The following is a 23,080-nucleotide window of genomic DNA, read 5'->3' on the forward strand; positions in this document are numbered from 1 at the left end:
CACCCGGCCGTCGCACGACGCCGGCCCGGCCGGTCACGCGTCCCGTGCCCGGCGTCAGCTGCCCAGCGTGATCGGGTCGAACAGGTCCGCGTAGATGACCAGTCCCCCGACCACGAGCAGGATCGTGGTGACGACGTACGCCACCGGCAGCAGTCGTGCGGTGTCGACCGGGCCGGGATCGCGGCGGCGGCGGAACCGGGCGAGCTGTCGCCGGGCGCCTTCGTACAGCGCGCCGGCGACGTGACCACCGTCCAGCGGCAGCAGCGGCAGCAGGTTGAACATGAAGAGGAAGAGGTTGATGCTCGCCGCGAGCGAGACGAACATCGCCGCTTTCGTCTCCCACGACTCGTTGAGCGCCAGCGCCTCTCCGCCCAATCGCGACGCCCCGACGACGCTGATCGGACCATCGGTGGCGCGCTGCTGCCCGGAGAACACGTCCCCGGCGAGTTCCACCAGTTTGCTCGGGAACGAGATGAGGGCGCCGACGGTACGGGTCACGGTGTCGGCGAGGAAACCGGGCACCGCGGTCACCGGTTGCCGCACCCACACGGCGTCCGGCCCGACACCGAGGAAGGGCCTCACCTCCGTCTGCCCGGTGGGCGCGCTGTCGGCCATCACCGGGCGGGGCGCGGCGACCAGGGTGACCGGCGCGGTGCTGGTGACCCCGTCGCGGACGAAGGTCACCGTCGTCGCGCCGGTCCCCGCCGCGCTGACCGCTGCGGTCAACGACGTCCAGTCGTCCACCGGGGTGGCACCGACCGCGGTGATCGTGTCGCCGGGCCGCAGGCCGGCGACCGCAGCCGGGGTGGGCTGCGAGCCGGCCGGACAGCCGCCACCGGCGGCTGCCGCCCCGCTGTCCTGGGCGGTGGTCGGCAGGCAGGGCACCACACTGCGGACCGTGTTGCCCAGCGACTGGGTGCCGATGCCCACCAGCAGGACGGTGAACAGCAGGCACGCCAGCAGCAAGTTCATGACCGGTCCGCCGAGCATGACCGTGAGCTTCTTCGGCACGGACAACCGGTAGAACACCCGGTCGTGGTCGCCGGGACCGACCTCCTCGGCGCTCTGCCGGCGAGCGTCGTCGATCATCGTCCGCATCCGGCCGGTGGTCGAGACCCGCAGCGTGCCGTCCGGTCCGGGCGGGTACATGCCGATCATCCGGACGTAGCCGCCGAGCGGGACCGCCTTGATGCCGTACTGGGTCTCGCCGCGTCGGCGCGACCACAGCGTCGGGCCGAAACCGACCATGTACTGCGGAACGCGTACGCCGAACCGCTTGGCCGGCAAGAGGTGTCCGACCTCGTGCAACGCGATCGACAGGCCGATGACGCCGAAGAACAGCAGGGCGCCGACGATCGTGACGGCGGTCGTCACGCGCCCACCTCCTGCCGTGCTGCCGGCCCGCGGGGTGAGCCCGCGGGCGTCGACGTGCCACACCACTGTTGGGCCCGCGCTCGCGCCCAGTCCTGTGCGGAGAAGACGTCGTCGATCGTCAGCCGGTTCCGGGCCGGATCGACGTAGCGCGAGCCGGGCCGTCCGTCGCCACCGGCGAGGTGCTCGTCGACAACCCGGGCGACGGTGTCGACGATCCCGAGGAACGGCAGCCGACCGGCCAGGAACGCTGCCACGCATGCCTCGTCGGCCGCATTGAGAACCGCCGGGGTCGTCCCCCCGGCGGCGCCGGCACGCCGGGCCAGCGCCACGGCCGGGAAGGTCGCTTCGTCCAGCGGTTCGAACGTCCAGCGGGCGGCACTGGTCCAGTCGCAGCCGGCGGCCGCGCCGGGGACGCGATCCGGCCAGCCCAAGGCCAGCGCGATGGGCAGCCGCATGTCCGGCGGGCTGGCCTGCGCGACGGTAGAGCCGTCGACGAACTCGACCATCGAATGCACGATCGACTCCGGATGGACGACGACGTCGATGCGGTCCAGCGGCAGGTCGAACAACAAGTGGGCCTCGATGAGTTCAAGACCCTTGTTCATCAGCGTCGCGGAGTTCACGGTGACCAGCGGGCCCATGTCCCAGGTGGGGTGCGCCAACGCATCGGCCGGGGTGACGTCCGCCAGCGATGCGCGGTCCCGGCCGCGGAACGGGCCGCCGCTGGCGGTGAGGACCAGTCGGCGTACCTCGTCCGGACCTCCGGCCCGAAGCGCTTGGGTGAGTGCGGAATGCTCGGAGTCCACCGGGATCAGCTGACCGGGGCCGGCCAGGTCGGTGACCACGGGACCACCGACGATGAGCGACTCCTTGTTCGCCAGCGCGAGCTGGCGGCCGGCCTGCAACGCTCGCACCGTAGGCACCAGACCCGCAGCACCGGCCAGGCCGTTGAGCACCACGTCGCAGGGCCAACTGGCGACCTCGGCTGCAGCGTCCGGGCCGACGAGGATCTCCGGCGCCCGGGCCCGTGGCGACCGACCGGCCGCCTTCCGCCGCAGCGCGGCGAGCAACGACTCGTGCGCCTCGGGCCGCGCCAGCGCCACGACTGCGACGTCATGGTCGACGGCCTGCTCGGCCAGCAGGTCGACGTCGGCACCGCCGGCGGCCAGCCCGACGACCCGGAACCGGTCCGGGTTCGCTGCGATCACCTGCAGGGCCTGGGTACCGATGGATCCCGTACTGCCGAGCACGACGACGTCCCGCCGCGCTGGGCGGGAGGAGTCGCTCGACGGCGAGGTCACCGGCCCAGTGTCCCCGATCGCGGCCGCCCGTCGCACGACGGTGACCGCGACGGGACACCGGGGTGCGACCGGTCGCCGATCTCGTGCCAGGCTCTCGACCGGAGTCGAGGCGCCCGCCCTCGGCCACGCCGAGCGTTGCGAGCCCCGATGACCGGACCAGTCCGTACCGTGCCGCACTGGATCGACGGCGAACGGACGCCGTCGTCGTCGGGCCGGTTCGCGCCGGTGTTCGACCCGGCCACCGGCCGCGAACAGGCCCGGGTCGGTCTGGCGTCGGTGGCCGAGGTGGACGCGGCCATCGCCTCAGGGGTACGGGCTGCCGCGGGCTGGCGCACGGTGTCGCTGTCGCGCCGTACCGAGATCCTCTTCGCGTTCCGCCAGTTGCTGGCCGAGCGCCGCGACGACCTGGCGGCCGTGGTCAGCGCCGAGCACGGCAAGGTGCCGGCCGACGCCGCCGGCGAGATCGCTCGCGGCCTGGAGAATGCCGAGTTCGCCTGCGGCGTGCCGGGCATGCTCAAGGGCGGCTACAGCGAACAGGTGTCGACCGGCGTCGACGTGTATTCGATCCGCCAGCCCCTGGGCCTGATGGTGGGGATCACGCCGTTCAACTTCCCGGTCATGGTGCCGTTGTGGATGATGTGCACGGCGATCGCCTGCGGAAACGCCTTCGTGCTCAAGCCTTCCGAGAAGGTACCGACGGCGTCCCTGCTGCTCGCCGAACTGTGGGCGCAGGCCGGCCTGCCGGCCGGCGTGTTCAACGTCGTGCAGGGTGACAAGGAAGCCGTCGATCGGCTGCTGGCCCATCCGGATGTCGCCGCGGCCAGTTTCGTCGGATCGACGCCGGTCGCCCGCTCGGTGTACGTCGCGGCGACCGCCGCCGGCAAACGGGTGCAGGCACTCGGCGGCGCGAAGAACCACCTGGTCGTGCTGCCGGACGCCGACGTGGACCTGGCTGCGGACGCGGCGGTCAGCGCGGCGTACGGCTCGGCCGGCGAACGGTGCATGGCGGTGTCGGTCGTCGTCGCCGTCGGCGGTATCGCCGATGCCCTCGTCGAGGCGATCGCCGATCGGCTGCCCGGGCTGCGGGTGGGCCCGGCGACCGATCCGGCGGCCGACCTGGGCCCGCTGATCACCGCAACACACCGGGACCGGGTCGCCGGGTACCTCGATTCCGCTGCGGCACAGGGCGCCACGGTCGTCGCGGACGGACGGACCGCCGCGCTGCCGGCGGGCGGGTTCTACCTGGGACCCTCGCTCGTGGACCGGGTCCGGCCGGGCATGGCGGTGTACGACGACGAGATCTTCGGTCCGGTGCTGTCGGTGGTGCGTGCCGCGACGTACGACGAGGCCGTGGAGCTGGTGAACCGCAACCGGTACGGCAACGGCGCGGCGATCTTCACCCGGGACGGCGCCGCGGCCCGCCGCTTCCAGTTCGAGGCGATTGCCGGCATGGTCGGGATCAACGTGCCGATCCCCGTCCCGGCCGCCCATTTCAGTTTCGGCGGGTGGAAGTCCTCGCTGTTCGGCGACACCGGCATCTACGGTCCCCGCGGGATCGACTTCTGCACTCGGGACAAGGTCGTCACCGCCCGGTGGCCCAGTTCCGGCAGGTCGATGGTCGACCTCGGATTTCCGGGAAACCGCTGACGACACGCGTTCGCCGTGCGGGCGCGACGTCGCCCTGGTGGACTCCGCCGGCAGCACGACAGGGCGGCCGGCAGCCCAATCCAGCCCGGCGCAGTGCCAATCCGGTCGGGACGGAGCACCGAATACGGCGGTGACCCAGGAACGGCCGGACCCGGCCGCCGAGCCGTCCCACGCTGGACTGCGCGGCCGAACCACGTCACGGGCTGCCGGCCGCTGGGTCGACCTGGTCGGCTGGGCCGCCGCGGGGATCGTGGCGGGGGCCACCGGGATCGGCGTCGCGCTGCTGCTCGCCGCGCTCGCCGGGCGGGGCGACCCGGTCCTCGCCGTCGGATCGTCGGCGATCGACCTCGCGCCCACACCGTTGAAGGAATTCGCGGTGTCCCGCTTCGGAACTGCCGACAAGACCGTTCTCGTCGGGGGCATGGTCGCCGTCCTGATCGGGGCCGCCGCTGTTGCCGGCATGCTCGTCCGCCGGCACCGCCTGATCGGATCCGCGCTGGTCGCCCTGCTCGGGGTGCTCGGTGCAGCCGCGACCCTGACGCGTCCAGGTTCGACCGCAACGGACGCCATGCCGGCGCTGATCGGCGCCGCCGTCGCCGCCGTAGCCCTGCTGGCGCTGCGATCCGCCGCCGCGCCGAGGCCGGCCGACCTGCCGGAGCGCCCGCCGGCGGCTACCGGCGCCGGCGAAACCGCGGCCGCGCTCGCCCGGCCCCAACTCGTCCGCCCGTCGCGGCGACGATTCCTGGCGTTGGGCGCCGGCCTGGGCGTGGTCGCCCTCGCTACCGGCGGAACCGGGTTGCGGCTGTCGCGGTCGCGGGCCGAGCTCGAGGCAGCCCGGGCCACGATCCGGCTGCCGGCGCCGGCGGATCCCGCGCCGCCGCTGCCACCCGGGGTCGACAGCGGCGTCCCCGGTGCGACGCCGTTCCAGACCGCCAGTGATCAGTTCTATCGGGTCGACACCGCCCTGATCGTTCCCCGACTGGACCCGCGTAGCTACGCGCTGGAGATCGGCGGGATGGTGGACCGGCCGCTGCGGCTGAGCTACGACGACCTGCTGGCGATGCCGTTGGTCGAGCGCGACATCACGCTGACCTGCGTGTCCAACGAGGTCGGCGGTCCCTACGTCGGCTCGACCCGCTGGCTCGGCGTACGACTCACCGACGTCCTCGATCGGGCCGGCATACAGCCTGCGGCAGAGCAACTGCTCAGTACGTCGGCCGACGGTTGGACCGCCAGTACGCCGGTATCGATCGCCACCGACGGCCGCGACGCGCTGATCGCGGTGGGCTGGAACGGCGAACCGCTTCCGCTGGACCACGGATTCCCGGTCCGGCTGGTGGTGCCCGGCCTGTACGGCTACGTCTCGGCGACCAAGTGGCTCGTGTCGATCAAGGCGACGACGTACGCCGACGATCCGGCGTACTGGACCCAGCGCGGCTGGGACGTCAACGGGCCGATCCTCACCCAGGCCCGGATCGACGTCCCGGCGCCGCTGAGCCGGCTGGCTCCCGGCCGCGTCGCGATCGCCGGTGTCGCGTGGGCACAGCACCGCGGAATCTCGGCCGTGGAGGTGCAGATCGACGACGACGATTGGCGCCCAGCGCGTTTGGGCGCTGTCCCCTCGGCGGACACCTGGTGTACCTGGGTGCTGCCGTGGGAGGCCACGCCAGGCCCGCACACGCTGCGGGTGCGGGCGACCGACGGCAGCGGCGTGGTCCAGACGGCAGCCCGCACGACGCCGTATCCCCGGGGCGCCACCGGTCAGCAGGAGCTCGTCGTCATTGTCGGATGAAGCGCAGGCGATCGGAAGACCCGACCAATCCATCCCGATCGTCGGCCCGAAGTCATTGCGCCACCGTCGATCACCGCACCGGCAGCTGACCGGGGCGGGCCGAACGAAGGAGCCTCATGTCCTGCAACCACCGCCGCACTCGGCACGCCGCCGTCACCGGGATCGCCGTCGCCGGTGTGCTCGGCCTGGCCGCCTGTGGCTCCGCTGCCGCACCGACCGCCAACCCACCCGCCAGCTCGATGCCGCCCTCCTCGATGCCGGCGACGGCGATGCCCTCCACCTCGATGCCGCCGGCCGGCACGTCGATGCCGTCGGGCGGTGCCGCGAGCCAGGTGTTCGGCGCCGGCTGCGCGGCGGTGCCGGCGACCGGGTCCGGCAGCTTCACCGGCATGGCCACCGATCCGGTCGCCACTGCGGCATCGCACAACCCGCTGCTGTCGACCCTCGTCAGCGCGGTCACCAGTGCCGGGCTCGGGGACTCCCTCAACAGCGCCCAGGGGATCACCGTCTTCGCGCCGGTCAACGACGCCTTCGCCGCGATGCCCAAGGCCACCCTGGACAAGGCGATGGCGGACCCCAAGGGCCTGCTGACCAAGGTGCTCACCTATCACGTGGTGCCGCAGCGGCTGGCGCCGGCGCAACTGGCCGGCACGCACAAGACCCTGGAAGGCGCGTCGTTGCAGGTCACCGGGTCGGGTACGGCGTTCACCGTCGACGGGACGGCCAAGGTCGTCTGCGGCAACGTGCCGACGGCCAACGCCACCGTCTACCTGATCGACGGCGTGCTGAGCCCGAAGGGCTGACCGGCGTGCCGGTATCGGAGTGGCTGGGTAGGCCCGGCATCGCCGGGCCTACCCAGACGCATCAGCGGCGGAGCCACAGCGCCCAGCTGCGGTGCAGCCGCCACCTCCAGCGGCGGTGCGGCCGCAGCGCCCAGGTGCGGCGCAGCCGCAGCGCCCGTGAGACGGTCACGTCATGACCAGTCCGGACGGTGCGCGCAGCTCGCCGCTGCGCAGCGTGCCGCCGCCGGATCCGACGCTCGAAGACCTGTTGGGCCGCACCGCGCGTGGCGACACCGCCGCCTACGCCGCGGTCTTCGATCGGATGGCCGGCAAGGTGCACGGAGTCGCGCTACGGGTCGTCCGGGACCCGGGAATGGCTGAAGATGTTGCGCAGGAAGCGTTCCTGGACGCCTGGCGGCAGGCCGCCAGTTTCGATCCCCGCCGAGGTTCAGGGGCTGCCTGGCTGCTCACCATCGCCCACCGCCGGGCGGTCGACCGGGTCCGCAGCGAACAAGGCGGATCGGACCGGGAGCGGCGTTCGATGACCGCCACCATCGAGTACGACGAGGTCGCGGACACCGTCGAGGACCGGCTGGAGGCCGAACGCGTCCGCCGGGCATTGGTCGACCTCACCGACCTGCAGCGTGAGGCGATCAGCCTCGCGTACTACGGCGGATACACCCAGCAGCAGGTCTCCGAACTGCTCGGCGTTCCGCTCGGCACGATCAAGACGAGGCTGCGCGACGGCCTGATCCGGCTGCGCGACGCGCTGGGGGTGGAGCCATGACCGACGACCACCGCCGTGACGGTCACGATCACGACGATCTGCACCTGCTGACCGGTGCCTATGCCGTCGATGCCCTCGACGCGCAGGAGGCGGCCATGTTCGCCGCGCACCTGGACCGGTGCGCAGTCTGCCGTGCCGAGGTCCGCGGCCTGCGCGAGGCCGCCGCCCGGCTCGCCGGAGTCGAGGCCACCGCGTTGCCGGCCGGCCTGCGGGGGCGCGTGCTGGCCGAGGCGGGGCGGACCAGGCAGGACCCGCCGCCGGATTCCGCTACGGCCGCACCGTATGTGGCCGGCCGGACGGCCGAAAGGACGGTGTGGAGCCGGCTGCTCGTGGCCGCCGTCGTCGTCCTCGTCGCCGCTGTCGGAGTGCTGTCGGCCCGCCTCGGCGGGATGTCGCGTGACCTCGACGCCACGACCGCGTCAATGGCGCAACTGACCGCGGTACTGGCGGCCCCCGACGCCCGGACCCATCCGGCATCCGGTGGGCAGGGTGCCAACGGTGCCGTGGTGGTGTCACCGGCCAGCGGCCGCGCTGCCCTGTTGACCTCCGGGATGGCCGAGCTGGCGTCCGGGTCGACGTACCAGGCCTGGTATCTGGACACCGCCGGGACGCCGACGAGTGCCGGGCTCTTTCAGCCTGATGCACATGGGGTTTCGGGCATGATGCTGCAGGGCGACCCGGCCCGGGCCGCCGCGGTCGGCGTGACCGTGGAGCCGGCCGGGGGGTCGGCCGCGCCCACCTCGATCCCGGTCCTGGCCATCCCGCTGGCCTGACCGCGCACGCCCCGCTGCGATAGTCGCCCGGTGGCCGCACCCAGCCCGAAGGTCGACGTCAAGAAGGCGATCAGCAGTTACCGCGCCCGGGCGGGCATCGTCGAGATCGTCGACGTCCCGGTGCTGCGGTACCTCATGATCGACGGCCACGGCGACCCCAACACGTCCGTGGAGTACGCCGACGCCGTGGCGACCCTCTATCCCGTGGCGTACACGCTGAAGTTCGCGAGCAAACAGGCCGGCCGGGACTACGTCGTCCCGCCGCTGGAGGCGCTGTGGTGGGCGGAGGACATGGACGCCTTCACCTCCCGACGGGACAAGTCGGCCTGGGACTGGACAGTCATGCTCATGGTTCCGGACTGGATCGGCCCGGACCTGGTCGATGCGGCGGTCAGCACGGTCGCCGACCGCAAGGCTCCGAGGAGCATCGATGCGCTCCGCTGCAGGTCGCTCGCCGAGGGCACGTGCGTGCAGACCCTCCACATCGGCCCGTACGACGCCGAAGCCGGGACGCTGTCGGCCATGCACCACGACTTCATCCCCGCGCACGGCCTGCGCATGACCGGACGGCATCACGAGATCTATCTGAACGATGTCCGCCGGGTGGCGCCCCAGCAGTTGCGGACGATCCTGCGGCAGCCGGTCGAGAAACTCGGCTAACTACTCCGCCGCTGCCAGCTGCCCGCAGGCTGCGTCGATGTCGTTGCCTCGGGTGTCCCGCATCGTCGTGCTGATACCACGCGCCGTCAGCCGCTGGACGAACTGGCGCATGTCGGCCTCACGCGAACGGGTGTAGTGCGGCCCCGTCGCATCGGGTTCGCGCCTGATGGGATTCAACGGGATGAGGTTGACATGGACCAGGTGCCCGGACAGTAGCTCTCCCAACAAGTCCGCTCGCCACGCCTGATCGTTGACCCCGCGGATGAGGGCATACTCGATGGAGACTCGCCGGCCGGTCCGTTCGGCGTATCCCCAGGCGGCGGCCAGCACCTCGGCGACCTTCCACCGGGTGTTGACCGGGACCAGGGTGTCCCGCAGTTCGTCGTCGGGGGCGTGCAGCGACACGGCCAGGCGGACCGGCATCCCCTCACCGGCGAGCTGCTCGATCCGTGGGACCAGCCCGACCGTCGACACGGTGATCCCGCGCGCGGACATCCCCAGGCCGCCCGGCGGGGGGTCGATCAGCCGTCGCAACGCCCGGACGAGCGCGGCATAGTTCGCCAGCGGCTCTCCCATGCCCATGAACACCACGTTGGACAGCCGGTTCCGCTGCCCGGGCAGTTCCCCCTGCGCGATCGCACGGGCGCCGGCCACCACCTGCGCCACGATCTCGGCGGTGGACAGGTTGCGCAACAGGCCCGACTGCCCGGTGGCACAGAACGGGCAGTTCATCCCGCAACCGGCCTGGCTGGACACGCACATCGTCACCCGGTCCGGGTAGCCCATGAGCACGCTTTCGACCCGCGCGCCATCGAACAACCGCCACACCGTCTTGCGGGTGGCGCCGCCGTCGCACTGCAGCGTGCGGACCGGCTCCAGCAGTGGTGGCGTCAGTTCCCCGGCCAGCAGCTGCCGTGAGGCCGCCGGGACGTCGGTCCAGCTCGCCGGATCGTCGGACAACCGGCTGAAGTAGTGCCGGGACAGCTGATCGGCCCGGTACGCCGGCTCCCCCAGCTCGACGACTGCGGCACGCCGAGCGGCGGTGTCCAGGTCGGCGAGGTGACGGGGTGGCCGAGGACGTCGCGGCGCGACGAACACCAGCTCGGCGGGGGTGGTCATGGCGACCCATGGTCGCACGCGCCGGCCGACGCTTCGGCCACCCGGCCGCGTCCGCCGGTCAGCTGCCGAGGAAGGCGGTGAACAGGGCCCAGGACGCGAAGGCGTTGGGAATGAGGGAGTCCAGCCGGTCCATGGCACCCCCGTGCCCCGGCAGGACCGTGCCGAGGTCCTTCACCCCGAGGTCGCGCTTCAGCGCGCTCTCGGCGAAGTCCCCGGTGGTGGCGGTCACGGTGAGCACCAATCCGCAGATCAGGCCCTGCCACCACTGCCCGTCGAGCATGAGGGTGAACAGCAGGACCCCGGCGACGGCCTGCAGCACGAACGATCCGGCCAGGCCCTCCCAGGACTTGCGCGGGCTGATCGCCGGCGCGATCGCGTGCCGGCCGAAGAGGACACCCGCCGCATAGCCACCGACGTCGTTGCACACCGTGAGCAGGACGAATGCCACGACGCGCTCCGGGCCGTCGGCCGGCGCCAGCAGCAGCATCACGAAGCCGACCATGAACGGCAGGTAGGCCGCGACGAGCACGTTGGCGGCCACGTCGCGGACGTAGCCCTCGGGCCCGAACCGCAGGTGCCACAACAACAGCGCCAGGACCACGACACCGAACGCGGCCAGTTGCCCGGTCACTCCCCATACCGCTGCGACGACCGGGACGACGACGGCCGCCGCGACCAGGACACCGCGAGACATCCGCAGGCCCTGGGCGTGCAGCGCGGTACACAGTTCGAGAACCCCGACGGTGATCGCGATCGCGGCGAAGGCGATGAACGACCACTTCCAGGTGAACAGGCACAGCAGCGCCAAGGCGCCGAGCGCGACCCCGACCGCGATGGCAGCCCGTAAATCGCGCCCGGCCCGGGACACCCGCCGGGGCGCCGCCTGCTCGTCGGCTTCGGTCATCGGGGCGTCAGACCTCGAGAAGTTCGGCTTCCTTGTGCTTGAGGATCTCGTCGATGTGCGCGACGTTGCGTTGGGTCACCTCGTCGAGGTACTTCTCGGCACGGCGTACGTCGTCCTCGCCGGTCTCCCCGTCCTTCACCAGCCGGTCCAGCGTCTCCTTGGCGTGCCGCCGGATGGTCCGCACCGAGATACGGGCGTCCTCCGCCTTCTGCCGGGCGAGCTTGATGAACTCCTTGCGGCGTTCCTCGGTGAGCTGCGGCAGCACGATGCGGATGATCGTGCCGTCGCTGGTCGGGTTCACGCCGAGGTCGGAGTCACGGATCGCCTTCTCGACGGCGGACACCGAACCCTTGTCGTACGGCGTGACGATCACCATCCGCGCCTCCGGTGAGGCGAACGACGCCAACTGGTTGACCGGCGTGAGCGCGCCGTAGTAGTCGACCAGGACCTTCGTGAACATCGACGGGTTCGCCCGGCCGGTCCGGATCGTCGTGAAGTCATCGCGAGCCACCGCGATGGCCTTCTCCATCTTCTCCTCGGCCTCGAGGAGGGTTTCGTCGATCACCTGGGCTCCTGTCCGTTCGGGCGGGGTGCCGGCACGGCCCGCTGCGGAGCCGCCGACTCGGGCGTCCGGTTCAGGGCGCCGCCACCAGGGTGCCGATCCTCTCACCACGGACGGCGCGGGCGATGTTGCCCTGTACCAGCAGGTTGAACACCACGATCGGCAACGCGTTGTCCTGGCACAACGAGATCGCCGTGGCGTCCGCGACCCGCAGCCCCCGGGTCAGCACGTCGGCGTGGGTCAGCCGGTCGAAGCGGACCGCCGCGGGATCGGTACGCGGGTCCTCGTCGTACACCCCGTCCACGCCCTTGGCCATGAGCACGACGCCGGCACCGATCTCCAGCGCCCGCTGCGCGGCGCAGGTGTCGGTGGAGAAGAACGGCGCACCCAGCCCGGCGCCGAAGATAACGACGCGGCCCTTCTGCAGGTGGCGGATCGCCCGGCGCGGGATGTACGGCTCGGCGACCTGCCCCATCGTGATCGCGGTCTGCACCCGCGTCTCGACGCCCTGCTTCTCCAGGAAGTCCTGCAGCGCCAGGCAGTTCATGACCGTGCCCAGCATGCCCATGTAGTCCGCGCGGCTGCGGTCCATGCCCCGGTCGTGCAGCTGCGCCCCGCGGAAATAGTTGCCGCCGCCGATGACGACGGCGACCTGCACCCCGGACCGGACCACCGCGGCGATCTGCCGGGCGATCGACTGCACCACGTCGGGATCCACCCCGAGCCCCCCGCCGCCGGCGAAGGCCTCGCCGGACAGCTTCAGCAACACCCGTGACCAGCCACCCGAGGGTGCCTCGGGCCAGGACTCCCAGGTCCCCTCGAGCGCGGGCTGCTCCACCCGGGCGGTCGCCACGGTCGCCGGAGCCGCGGTGGTGGCAGTCGCGGTCGTGGGGGTCTCGGTCACGCACTCCTCCACGTCCGGGCGCCGGGGGTCGCGCCGCCGGGATCGGCGACGGTGCTGCGGGCAGTCTGCCCTACGGCTGCCCGACCTCGAAGCGAACGAAGGCGGTGACAGTGGTGCCCGCCTCGTCGAGAACGGCCTTGACCGTCTTCTTCGCCTCGTGCACCGACTCCTGCTCCAGCAGGACCGAGTCCTTGTAGAACGCGTTCACGCGACCTTCGACGATCTTGGGCAGCGCCGCTGCCGGCTTGCCCTCCTCGAGGGCCCGCGCCTGCGCGACACGGCGCTCGTCTTCCACCAGATCGGCCGGCACCTGGTCGCGGGTGACGTACGACGCCTTGAGCGCGGCCACCTGCATGGCCGCACCGCGAGCGGCGTCCGCCGAGCCGGTGTAGGACACCAGGACGCCGACCTGCGGTGGCAGGTCGGAAGCGCGCCGGTGCAGGTAGACCGCGACCGGCTCGTCGAGCACGGCGACCCGGCCGAGCTCGAGCTTCTCGCCGATCACGGCGGCCAGCCGCTCGACCTCGGCGGCGACGGTGCTGCCGTCCAGCGGCAACGCGCCCCAGGCGGCGGTGTCGGCGGGCCGACCGGTGGCCGCGGCCTCGACCAGCCGGGCGGCGAGGGCCTGGAAGTCCTCGCTCTTGGCCACGAAGTCGGTCTCGCAGAGCAACTCCACGAGGGCGCCGCCGGACGCGGCGACCAGGCCGTTGCTGGTGGTCCGCTCGGCACCGCGCTTGGCTGCCTTGGCGACGCCGGAAATCCGCAGGATCTCGATGGCCTTGTCGAAGTCGCCGTCGGCCTCCTGCAGCGCCTTCTTGCACTCCATCATTCCGGCGGCGGTGAGGTCGCGGAGCTTCTTGACGTCGGCGGCGGTGATGTCTGCCATGGGTCCTGCTGCCTTTCGTGGCTGGTACGGGTGGAACGCGGCGGTGCGGGGCGATGCCGTCCCGCACCGCGGCGCGCTACTGGCTGGGAGGCACAGCGCCGGCGTCGGCAGCCGGCGCGTCCGGCGCGGCAGCGTCGGCCGGCGGCTGGGCGTCGGGAACCGCGAGCAGCTCCTTCTCCCACTCGGCCAGCGGCTCGTCGCCAGCCACCTCGGAGCTGTCGTCCTCGGCGCGAGCGCGACCGGCGCGTGCCATCAGGCCCTCCGCGGCCGCGTCGGCGACCACTCGGGTCAGCAGCGCGACGGCGCGGATGGCGTCGTCGTTGCCCGGGATCGGGAAGTCGACCTCGTCCGGATCGCAGTTGGTGTCGAGGATCGCCACCACCGGGATGCCGAGCTTGCGAGCCTCGCCGACGGCGATGTGCTCCTTCTTCGTGTCGACGATCCAGACCGCGCTGGGCACCCGCGCCATGTCCCGGATACCGCCCAGGGTCCGCTCCAGCTTGACCCGCTCCCGGTTGAGGACGAGCAGTTCCTTCTTCGTCAGGCCCGAACCGGCGACGTCGTCGAAGTCGATCTCTTCGAGTTCCTTCAAGCGCTGCAGCCGCTTGTGCACGGTGGAGAAGTTCGTCAGCATCCCGCCGAGCCAGCGCTGGTTGACGTACGGCATCCCGACCCGGGTCGCCTGCGAGGCGATCGCCTCCTGCGCCTGCTTCTTGGTGCCGATGAACATGATCGAACCGCCGTGCGCCACGGTTTCCTTGAGGAACTCGTAGGCGCGGTCGATGTAGGACAGCGACTGCTGCAGGTCGATGATGTAGATGCCGTTGCGCTCGGTGAAGATGAACCGGCGCATCTTGGGGTTCCAGCGGCGGGTCTGGTGTCCGAAGTGGACTCCGCTTTCCAGCAGCTGTCGCATGGTGACGACGGCCATGTCGGTCTCCTCTGCCGGCTCGCGCGTGACGCGGCGGCCGGTCATGTCGGTTGTCGCAGGACGCCGGCTGGAGTCCCGCCCTGACGCTCGCCGTCGGACCCGCCCGGCGAACCGGGACCGTGGAGACCGACGCCGGTGAGGTCACCGGTACGCGGGCGTGCGAAATCGGCCAGTCCGAGGACCGGCCGCGGGCCAGTGTACGCAGCGCCGCCCGAGCGGCCGAATCCACCGACGGCGCCACTGCGGCACGGCCGTCCCCAGGTCGCCGAGGACGACGCCGACCGAGACCGGCCGCGCCCAGGGTGGGCGCATGCGACTCTGCCGACAGCGACCGCGATCCGCGGGACGACGACGGACCCGGACGGGGTGGCCGGCAGCGGGACGCCGAGCGGCCCTTGCCGTCGCGCTGGGTGGCGTGGTCGCCATCGTGCCGCCCGCGCCGGCCGCCGTCGGTGCGGCGACCGGCCTTCCCGCCGGACGCTGGCCGCTGGACGATTCGGTCACGGTGGTGACCGGATTCGATCCGCCCGATCGCGACTGGCTGCCCGGGCACCGTGGCGTCGACCTTGCCGCATGGCCGGGCGACCGGGTGCGGTCGGCGCTGGACGGGACGGTGACGTTCGCCGGCTCACTCGCCGGCCGCGGCGTGGTGACCGTGACGTCGGGGTCGGTCCGCACGACGTACGAGCCGGTCGACGCCTCGGTCACCGTCGGCGACGCCGTGCGAGCCGGGGAGCCGATCGGCACGATCGGATCCGGCGCCGGTCACTGCGGCGGGGTGCCGGCCTGCCTGCACTGGGGACTGCGGCGCGACGAGACCTACCTCGATCCGCTGCTGCTGGTCGGTCCCGTCCGCATCGTCCTGGTCCCCCCGACGTCGCTCGAACCGGACGTCGGCCGCGGCTCGGGCGCCGACCTCGGGCCGAGCGCGGGCCTCGGCGCGGGCACGAGGCCGGACGGGGGCACCGGGTCGCGCACGGGGCCGGTCGTGGCGGGAATGTCGGAGGCCGGTCCGCCGGAGGCCTCCGGCGGCGAGCCGCCCGGCGCGATGACGTCAGCTGGGCCGGCGCGATCCGGGACACCGACGTCCGGAGCGCTGCTCAGCACCGCGGCTGTGGTGGCTGCGGCGGTCGGAGCCACCGTCGTACGGCGACGACTCAGTCGTCGTGACCGTCGGTGAGGCGCCCTCGAAGCTGCAGCACGGCCTTGGTGTGCAGCTGGCAGATCCGGCTCTCGGTGACCCCGAGCACCTGGCCGATCTCGGCCAACGTGAGCCCCTCGTAGTAGTACAGCGTCACGACGATCTTCTCGCGCTCGGGCAGCGTGTTGATCGCCCGTGCCAGGACGTACTTGGTTTCCTCGGTCTCGAACGTGAGCACCGGATCGTCGACGCGGGTGTCTTCCAGGGTGTCGCCGAGAGTGACCCGGTCGCTCTTGTCGCCGCCGGCGTGCAGCAGCTCGTCGAGGGCCACGACGTTGACGTACGACACCTGGCTGAAGATCGCCCGGAGGTCGGCGACGCTGACGTCGAGTTCGGCGGCCACCTCGGCCTCGGTGGGCGAGCGCTGCAGGCTCGCCTCCAGGGTCGCGTACGCCTTCTCGACCTCGCGCGCCTTGTAGCGCACCGAGCGCGGGATCCAGTCGATGCTGCGCAGCTCGTCGATGATCGCGCCGCGGATCCGGCTGATCGCGTACGTCTCGAACTTGATGGCGCGTTCGAGGTCGTACTTGTCGATCGCGTCCATGAGACCGAAGATTCCGTACGACACCAGGTCGGCCTGCTCGATGTTGGGGGGCAGACCGACACCGACCCGGCCGGCGACGTACTTCACCAGCGGCGAGTAGTGCAGGATCAGCCGCTCCCGCAGCTCGGCGTCCTGCGTCTTCTTGAACGAGACCCACAGCTCGCGCAGCGCCACCTCGGAGGCTCGCTGGTGTGCCGCAGCCTCCGCCTGGTCGAGTTCCGCCGACAACGCCTCGTCCTCGACGTCGTCGGCGACGCTGAGCTGGTCCTGGCCGTCCTGCTCGTCCTCCACCACCACGAGGCCCGGCTCGTCGGGGAGGATCGAGGCGGACCCGTCAGGCACGGGGGTGCGCCTGCTCATACGAGACTCTCAACCGCTCGACGGACACATGGGTATAGACCTGGGTCGTGGCGAGGGTAGCGTGCCCGAGCAGTTCCTGAACCGCCCGCAGGTCCGCACCGCCCTCGACCAGATGGGTGGCCGCGGAGTGCCGCAGCCCGTGGGGCCCCAGGTCCGGCGCCCCCGGCACACCGGCCACGAGTCGGTGGACCCGATCGCGCACGGTCCGAGGATCGATCCGCCGCCCGCGGACACCGAGGAACAACGCCGGGCCCGCTGAATCCCCGGCCAGCCGGGGGCGACCGGTCAGCAGCCAGTCCGCGAGAGCGGACGCCGCCGGGGTGCCGTAGGGCACCGTGCGCTCCCGGCCACCTTTGCCGAGCACCCGTACCGTGCGCCGATCGTGGTTGACGTCGTCGACGTCGAGTCCGGCCAGTTCGCTGACGCGGATCCCGGTGGCGTAGAGCAGCTCGAGCATGGCGCGGTCGCGCTGGCCGGCGGCACTGCCGTCGTCGGCGCTCACCTCCGCTACGTGCATGAGCTCGGCGGCCTGGCTCGTCGACAGGACGGCCGGAAGCGTGCGGTGGGGGCGCGGAGTCGCGAGCCGCTGGCCGGCATCGGCCTCGACGAGCCCGCGCCGCGCCAGCCAGGCGGTGAAGGCCCGGCCGGCCGCGCCCCGCCGGGCCAAGGTGGCCCGAGAAAGGCCGGCTCGGTCCTGCGCTGCCAGCCAGGACCGCAGAGTGGACAGGTCGAGGTCGACCAGGATCGTCGCGCCGCGGGACGCCGCGTGGCGCAGCAGGCTCCGGACGTCGCCGACGTACGCCCGAGTCGTGTGGATCCCGCGGCCACGCTCGTGCACCAGGTGGTCGGCGAAACCGTCCAGTGCGTCGGCCAGCTCCGGTGGCAGCGTGAGGTCGATTTCAGCTGCGCGCGAAGCCAGGTCGGTCTGGTCCGCGGGCGGGGTCGGGTCGATCCGAGCTGCGGACGACGTGCGATCGGTCCGAGCTGCGGACGAGGTCAGGTCGATCTGATCCGCGGACGATCCGCCGCCGGACACCCTTCGTGGGTCGACGGCGGTCGAGACGGCGGCGGCGGTCACCCGGCCATGGTGCGACAGCAGCGCAGTGGTGTCGCGCCGGGACGCGCCGACCTCGTCACACCGGGTCCCGTCACACCGGGTCTCCTCACGCCCGGCGCGGCGCGCCGCTGATCCGCCAGCCGGCGGCATCCTGCTGCGCGAGGCCGCGCGCGGCCAGGACGCCCAGCGACGCCAGCAGCGTCGGTGTGGCGACGCCCGCCGACGCGCTCAGCGCGCTCACCGACGCCGACGTCCGGACCGGGAGGGCGTCGAGCACGCGCCGTTGCGTCGCGGTGAGGTCGTCGGTCGGCCGCGCCGGACCGGACCGGACGGCGGCCAGGTCGGTGCCGTAGTCCCCGGCCACCTCCAGGACCTCGTCGGCGGCGGTCACCAGGGTCGCCTCGCCCTGCCGGATGAGGTCGTGCACCCCCGCGGACATCATCGAGGTGACCGGGCCGGGCACGCCGAGCACCGGGCGGCCGAGTGCCGCGGCCTCGCGGGCCGTGCGCAGCGACCCCGATCGCAGCGCGGCCTCGACCACGACCGTGCCGCGCGTGAGCGCGGCGATCAGGCGATTCCGTTGCAGGAAGCGGTGTTTGTGGGCCGCGGCGCCCGGCGGCGCCTCGGACACCAGCAGGCCGTCGTCGGCGATCCGGGCCAGCAGGGCGTCGTGGGCACGTGGATACGCGACGTCCACCCCGCACGCCAGCATGGCGATGGTGGCCCCGTCCACGGCGAGCGCGGCGCGGTGCGCGGCGGCGTCGATGCCGAAGGCGCCCCCGCTCACCACCGTTGCCGTGGCCCGGGCGAGCCCTTCGGCCAGCGTCGCTGCGACCGCTACGCCGTACGCCGTCGCCGCCCGGGCTCCGACGACGGAGACCGACCGCAACGCGAGCAGCCGCAGGTCGCCGGCGCCGCGGACCCACAACAGCAACGGGCGCCGATCGCCCAGATCGTCCACCTGCGTGGGCCATTCCCGATCCCCCGGGATCACCACCCGGGCCCCGGCCTGCGTCGCGCGTTCGAGGTCGACATCGGGATCAGCGGTCGACAGTCGCGCCGTCAGGTCCGGTGCGCACCGCAGACCCGACTGCCCGCGACGCAACGCCGCGACGACCGCTTCCGGGCCGATCTCGGCGACCAGGCGCCCGACCGACGCGGTCCCGGGCTCGGCCAGCCGGCCGAGCAGGACCCGTGCGCGCAGCTGCGCGTCCCGCGAGCCCGACGACGCATCCTGCGCCGGTATCGCTTGCGGCGCAGGGGATCGTGGGCCCACTACGCCGCCCACTGCTGTTCGCCGGAGCGCAACGTCATCGCCAGACCGACCTCGTCGGCACCTGGCCGGTCGCGGCCGGCCAGGTCCGCCAGGGTCCAGGCGACGCGCAACACGCGGTCGGCGCCCCGCAGCGTGAGACGCCGAGCGGCGACCGCACCGTCGAGCAACCGGCTGGCCGCGGTGTCCGGCGGCCAGGTACGGCGAAGCCGCGGCCCCGGAACCTCGGTACCGGATCGCCAGCCCGTACCGGCCAACCGCGACGCGCTGCGCGCTCGGGCGTCGCGGACCCGCGCCGCCACGACGGCCGATCCCTCCAGCGCACCGGTCTCGGCGAGGTCGGCAGCGGTGGGACGGCTGAGTGCGAGCCGCAGGTCCACCCGATCCAGCAGCGGCCCGGACAACCGGGCGAGGTACCGACGACGGACCGCCGGCGAACACGAGCAGTCGTCGCCACGCGGCGACACCGCGCCGCAGGGGCAGGGGTTGGCCGCGAGCACCAACTGGAAGCGGGCCGGCAGGACCGCCGAGAGATCGGCCCGGGCCAGCGTGACCGTCCCGGACTCCAGCGGCTGCCGAAGGGCGTCGAGTGCACGGCGGTCGAACTCCGGCGATTCGTCGAGAAGCAGCACGCCGCGATGGGCCAACGACACCAGCCCGGGACGTAGCCGGCCTGCCGTGCCACCGCCGACCAGCGCGGCCAGCGTCGCGGAATGGTGCGGCGCTTCGTACGGCGGACGCACGACCAGGCCGTCGCCGGGACCGAGGCGGCCGGCCACGGACCGGACCGCGGTCACCTCGAGCGCGTCCGCCTCGTCGAGGTCGGGCAGCAGCCCGGGCAGCCGTTCGGCCAGCATCGTCTTGCCGACACCCGGCGGCCCCAGCAGGAACACGTGATGGCCACCGGCCGCTGCCACCTCCAGCGCCAGCCGGGCCTCGTGCTGCCCCCGCACGTCGAGCAGATCGGGCGGGTCGGGCCGGGCGGTCACCGTCTCCTCCGGCACCGGGTCCGCACCGGGCTGCTCACCTCGCAGCACTGCCACGACGTGCGCCAGACTCGTCACCCCGGTCACGTCCAGGCCCGGAACAACAGCAGCCTCAACGACATTGGCCACCGGCACCACGATCCCGGGCAGTCCTTGACGTGCAGCTTCGATCGCAGCGGCGACCACGCCGCGGACCGGCCGGACCCGACCGTCCAGACCCAGCTCCCCGACGACGAGCGCACGTCGCGCGCGCTCGTCGGGAAGCTGACCCGTGGCGGCCAGCACCGCGACGGCGATCGCGAGGTCCAGCCCGGGGCCACGTTTGGGGACCCAGGCCGGCGACAACCCGACGGTGACCCGTTGCCCGGGCCACTGCAGCCCGCTGTTGCGGACGGCGGCCTTGACGCGGTCCCGCGCCTCGGTGACCGCGGTGTCCGGCAGGCCCACGATCACGGTCGCCGGCAGGCCCTGACCCACGTCGGCCTCGACCTCCACCAGCGCGGCGCCCACCCCCACCACAACCGACCCGGTCACCCGGCCGAGCGCCACGATCAGGCCACGCCGCGAACGTGTTCGACCAGGGCCGCACCACGGTCTCGTGGAGTGACACCGATGACGTCGAACCGAATCTCGCGCGGATGCACCGCGCGCTCGTCCAACCATCGCAACGCCAATGCGCGCAACCGAGCAGCCTTGCGTCGGGTCACCGCCTCCAGCGGCGAACCGTATGCGGCCGACCGCCGGGTCTTGACCTCGCAGACCACCAGGACGTCACCCTCGCGGGCGACGATGTCGATCTCGCCGCGCTCACAACGCCAGTTGCGTTCCAGCACAACAAGACCGCTAGCCTGCAGATGCCGCGCCGCGACGTCCTCGCCGTACTGTCCCACTGCGTCCTTGCCGCGCATCGCGACCACCTCCGCCGCGAGATTGGCAGCGGCAGCTCCGCTGCTGGCAGGGCTGTCGGCAATCTGGGGACGTCACTGCCCGCTTCGTCGTCGCTGGGGACAACCAGGTCACGCCGCTGGAACTCCGACCGTCGCGGAAAGGGCCAGAGCGGGTAACGACCGTTGTCCGCTTCGCGCGTCGCGCTAGCCGCCGTCGATCATCGATGCGACGACCGGAGCGCCGATCCTGGCTGTGGAAGGTACGGATATCTCGCTGTCGTGACCTGACACGTTGCGGCCAGGCGGCGAGGCCGGCAGAGCACGAGCGGCGATCAGCTGCCGAAGCCTGCCTCACCGGCCGGGTCCAGGTCGGGCTTGGCGAGCTCTTCGACGTTGACGTCTTTGAACGTCAGCACCCGGACATTGCGGACGAAGCGCGCCGGACGGTACATGTCCCAGACCCAGGTGTCGGACATGACGACTTCGAAGTACACCTCGCCGCCCGCCGTGGCCCGCACCTGGACGTCGACGGCGTTGGCCAGGTAGAAGCGACGCTCGGTCTCCACGACGTAGGCGAAGAGGCCGACGACGTCCCGGTACTCCTTGTAGAGCGCGAGTTCGATCTCGCTCTCATACTGCTCGAGGTCCTCGGTGGTCATGCCGTCACCTCGATGGAGTCGGCCCACTCGACGTCGGGCAGGGCGAGCGTCGCCGGGTCCAGCGACGTGGCCGGGCCGATCTCCGGCACGGCGACCTGTCCGGCAGCTGACCTGGACGACCCGGTCCCCGGCAGCGACCAGGACCGCCGGTGCAGCAGACACGGTCCGTGCTCGCGCAGCGCGGCGATGTGCTCGGGGGCCGCGTAGCCCTTGTTGTCCTGCCAGCCGTACGCCTCGTGTTCGGCGGCGAGGCTGACCATGATCGCGTCACGGTCGGTCTTGGCCAGCACGCTGGCCGCCGCCACCGCCGAACACGACATGTCCGCCTTGATCCGGGTGGTCACGGCCACCGGCGGGAGTCCCGCCCACGGCTCCGCGGCCGCCCAGCCCGCCGCCGACCCCGGCCCCGGGCCCGGCCCCGGCGAACTCCAGACCGCCGCTGACCCCGGCCCCGACGAACTCCAGCCCGACGAGTCCGGGCCCGGCCAAGCCGGCGCCAGCGAGTCCGGGCCGAACGAAGCCGGGACTGGTGCACCAGGGCCGCCGTCCTCGTCGAACAGGGTGGCGGCCGGCTGCGGCGGGGTCAGCCAGTCGTGGTTGCCGTCGAGCAGGACGTGATCGGGACGCACCGGCAGGCTCGCCAGCGCCCGGTGCCCGGCGAGCCGCAACGCCGCGATGATCCCCCACCGATCGATCTCGGCCGGGCTCGCGTGGCCCACCGCGCTGGCCCGGGCCCACCGGCGTACCCGCGGGGCGAGGCGGGCTCGCTCCGCGGCGTTCAGCAACTTGGAGTCCCGCAGCCCAGCGGGTGCGGTGCGCTGGGTGACATCCACCACCACGACGCCCACGGTGACCGGCCCGGCCAGAGCGCCGCGACCGACTTCGTCCATCCCGGCCAGCAGCTGCACCCCCGAGCGCAACAGCCCGAGTTCCACCCGCAGGCTGGGACGAACCACCATGGCGGCAGCCTAAGGCGACGGGATGTCGTCGAACGTCGGCGGCACGTCGACGGCGGCCCAGCGGTCCGCCGGCCAGATGACCGCGACGACCTGCCCGACCACGTCGTCCAGCGGCACACCACCGTTGTTCTCGCGCAGGTGATAGCGCGAGTCGCGCGAGTCGCCGCGGTTGTCGCCCATGACGAACACCGTGCCGGCCGGGACGGTGACGTCGAAGAGGACCTGGTCGGTCGTCGTACCGGGCGGCAGGTAGGACTCGTCGAGTGCCTTGCCGTTCAGCAGGATCCGGCCGTCGGCGTCACAGCACGCGACCCGGTCCCCGGCCACCCCGATGACCCGCTTCACCAGGTCCTGGTCGGACGGTGAGGCGGCCAGCCCCAGCCACGACAGCACCGACGCCGCCACACCGGGTGACGCCGTGGACGGGGGCAGCCAGCCGCCCGGGTCGGAGAAGACCACGATGTCGCCCCGGTTCACCCCGCCGAGCCGGGTGCTGAGCTTCGAGGCGAGGATCCGGTCGCTGGGCAGCAGGGTGTCTTCCATCGACGGGCTCGGCACGTAGAACGCCTGCACCAGCAGCGCCCGGACCAGCACCGACACGACCATCGCTCCCGCGACGACGACCACGATCTCGCTCAGCAGTCGCCGGCCGGTGTGGCGGTCCGGTCCGGTGCGGACCCGGCTCCCCCGCCGCCGCAGCTCGGTGACCGGAGTCTGCTCGAGAGCCGCCGG

At 72.4% G+C, this 23,080-nt stretch carries 23 protein-coding genes and 1 pseudogene; 7 read left to right on the top strand and 17 right to left on the bottom strand.

Annotated elements, in window-relative coordinates; translation table 11 throughout:
- Positions 1-54 precede the first annotated feature (54 nt).
- Positions 55-1,356 (bottom strand): RIP metalloprotease, encoded by a 1,302-nt coding sequence (locus EPO13_12275; GenBank protein TAK68099.1) that lies wholly within the window; start codon positions 1,354-1,356, stop codon positions 55-57.
- Between the two features lie 14 nt (positions 1,357-1,370).
- Positions 1,371-2,711 (bottom strand): 1-deoxy-D-xylulose-5-phosphate reductoisomerase, encoded by a 1,341-nt coding sequence (locus EPO13_12280; protein TAK68080.1) that lies wholly within the window; start codon positions 2,709-2,711, stop codon positions 1,371-1,373.
- Positions 2,712-2,822: 111 nt separating this feature from the next.
- On the opposite strand from EPO13_12280, the gene EPO13_12285 reads away from it, so the two are divergent.
- The 6 genes from EPO13_12285 to EPO13_12310 all read left to right on the top strand — a co-directional run bounded on the left by EPO13_12285 (position 2,823) and on the right by EPO13_12310 (position 9,116).
- A complete protein-coding gene (locus EPO13_12285) occupies positions 2,823-4,322 on the top strand; it encodes a CoA-acylating methylmalonate-semialdehyde dehydrogenase (protein TAK68081.1) in 1,500 nt (499 codons plus the stop codon).
- Positions 4,323-4,545: 223 nt separating this feature from the next.
- The gene (locus EPO13_12290; GenBank protein ID TAK68100.1) at positions 4,546-6,114 is read left to right on the top strand and encodes a hypothetical protein; all 1,569 of its coding nucleotides are present in this window, start codon (positions 4,546-4,548) and stop codon (positions 6,112-6,114) included.
- 116 nt (positions 6,115-6,230) lie between these two features.
- On the top strand, positions 6,231-6,917 hold the full coding sequence (locus tag EPO13_12295; protein TAK68082.1) for a fasciclin domain-containing protein: 687 nt from the start codon (positions 6,231-6,233) through the stop codon (positions 6,915-6,917).
- 172 nt (positions 6,918-7,089) lie between these two features.
- Positions 7,090-7,683 (top strand): sigma-70 family RNA polymerase sigma factor, encoded by a 594-nt coding sequence (locus EPO13_12300; GenBank protein TAK68083.1) that lies wholly within the window; start codon positions 7,090-7,092, stop codon positions 7,681-7,683.
- A complete protein-coding gene (locus tag EPO13_12305; protein ID TAK68084.1) occupies positions 7,680-8,456 on the top strand; it encodes a hypothetical protein in 777 nt (258 codons plus the stop codon). Before EPO13_12300 ends, EPO13_12305 begins: the two co-directional genes overlap by 4 nt.
- A gap of 30 nt (positions 8,457-8,486) precedes the next feature.
- Positions 8,487-9,116, top strand: a complete 630-nt coding sequence (locus EPO13_12310; protein TAK68085.1) for a hypothetical protein — start codon at positions 8,487-8,489, stop codon at positions 9,114-9,116.
- Here EPO13_12310 and rlmN read toward each other — a convergent pair whose 3' ends face one another.
- From rlmN to rpsB, 6 genes are all read right to left on the bottom strand, one after another.
- A complete protein-coding gene (gene rlmN, locus EPO13_12315; protein ID TAK68086.1) occupies positions 9,117-10,235 on the bottom strand; it encodes a dual-specificity RNA methyltransferase RlmN in 1,119 nt (372 codons plus the stop codon). It abuts the gene before it with no gap.
- A gap of 58 nt (positions 10,236-10,293) precedes the next feature.
- Entirely contained in the window at positions 10,294-11,139 is an 846-nt protein-coding gene (locus tag EPO13_12320) for a phosphatidate cytidylyltransferase (GenBank protein ID TAK68087.1), read from the bottom strand.
- Positions 11,140-11,146: 7 nt separating this feature from the next.
- On the bottom strand, positions 11,147-11,704 hold the full coding sequence (locus EPO13_12325; protein TAK68088.1) for a ribosome recycling factor: 558 nt from the start codon (positions 11,702-11,704) through the stop codon (positions 11,147-11,149).
- 70 nt (positions 11,705-11,774) lie between these two features.
- Positions 11,775-12,539: a UMP kinase gene (locus tag EPO13_12330; protein ID TAK68101.1), complete on the bottom strand. Its 765-nt coding sequence runs from the start codon at positions 12,537-12,539 to the stop codon at positions 11,775-11,777.
- Between the two features lie 136 nt (positions 12,540-12,675).
- Positions 12,676-13,491, bottom strand: coding sequence for an elongation factor Ts (locus tag EPO13_12335; protein ID TAK68089.1), 816 nt, complete (start codon positions 13,489-13,491; stop codon positions 12,676-12,678).
- A gap of 76 nt (positions 13,492-13,567) precedes the next feature.
- Positions 13,568-14,422, bottom strand: a complete 855-nt coding sequence (gene rpsB / locus EPO13_12340) for a 30S ribosomal protein S2 (GenBank protein ID TAK68090.1) — start codon at positions 14,420-14,422, stop codon at positions 13,568-13,570.
- Between the two features lie 310 nt (positions 14,423-14,732).
- On the opposite strand from rpsB, the gene EPO13_12345 reads away from it, so the two are divergent.
- Positions 14,733-15,602 (top strand): M23 family metallopeptidase, encoded by an 870-nt coding sequence (locus tag EPO13_12345; protein TAK68091.1) that lies wholly within the window; start codon positions 14,733-14,735, stop codon positions 15,600-15,602.
- On the opposite strand, the gene whiG is transcribed toward EPO13_12345, so the two are convergent.
- The 9 genes and pseudogenes from whiG to lepB form a co-directional block, all read right to left on the bottom strand.
- A complete protein-coding gene (whiG, locus tag EPO13_12350) occupies positions 15,580-16,527 on the bottom strand; it encodes an RNA polymerase sigma factor WhiG (GenBank protein ID TAK68092.1) in 948 nt (315 codons plus the stop codon). The genes EPO13_12345 and whiG overlap by 23 nt on opposite strands.
- The gene (locus EPO13_12355) at positions 16,502-17,734 is read right to left on the bottom strand and encodes a tyrosine recombinase XerC (GenBank protein TAK68093.1); all 1,233 of its coding nucleotides are present in this window, start codon (positions 17,732-17,734) and stop codon (positions 16,502-16,504) included. Before EPO13_12355 ends, whiG begins: the two co-directional genes overlap by 26 nt.
- A complete protein-coding gene (gene dprA, locus EPO13_12360; GenBank protein TAK68102.1) occupies positions 17,691-18,830 on the bottom strand; it encodes a DNA-protecting protein DprA in 1,140 nt (379 codons plus the stop codon). The genes EPO13_12355 and dprA overlap by 44 nt, the downstream gene beginning before the upstream one ends.
- A 29-nt stretch (positions 18,831-18,859) precedes the next feature.
- Positions 18,860-20,506 (bottom strand): ATP-binding protein, encoded by a 1,647-nt coding sequence (locus EPO13_12365; protein ID TAK68094.1) that lies wholly within the window; start codon positions 20,504-20,506, stop codon positions 18,860-18,862.
- Positions 20,395-20,751 (bottom strand): YraN family protein, encoded by a 357-nt coding sequence (locus EPO13_12370; GenBank protein TAK68095.1) that lies wholly within the window; start codon positions 20,749-20,751, stop codon positions 20,395-20,397. The genes EPO13_12365 and EPO13_12370 overlap by 112 nt, the downstream gene beginning before the upstream one ends.
- 311 nt (positions 20,752-21,062) lie before the next feature.
- Entirely contained in the window at positions 21,063-21,389 is a 327-nt protein-coding gene (locus EPO13_12375; protein ID TAK68096.1) for a DUF2469 family protein, read from the bottom strand.
- The gene (locus EPO13_12380; protein TAK68103.1) at positions 21,386-21,709 is read right to left on the bottom strand and encodes a hypothetical protein; all 324 of its coding nucleotides are present in this window, start codon (positions 21,707-21,709) and stop codon (positions 21,386-21,388) included. Before EPO13_12380 ends, EPO13_12375 begins: the two co-directional genes overlap by 4 nt.
- 252 nt (positions 21,710-21,961) lie before the next feature.
- Positions 21,962-22,348: pseudogene (locus EPO13_12385) on the bottom strand (ribonuclease HII).
- A 9-nt stretch (positions 22,349-22,357) separates the two neighbouring features.
- Positions 22,358-23,080: signal peptidase I (gene lepB, locus EPO13_12390; GenBank protein ID TAK68097.1), on the bottom strand; the 723-nt coding region annotated here is incomplete at its 5' end.

The sequence above is a fragment of the Actinomycetota bacterium genome (assembly GCA_004297305.1).
Classification (GTDB): domain Bacteria; phylum Actinomycetota; class Actinomycetes; order S36-B12; family FW305-bin1; genus FW305-bin1.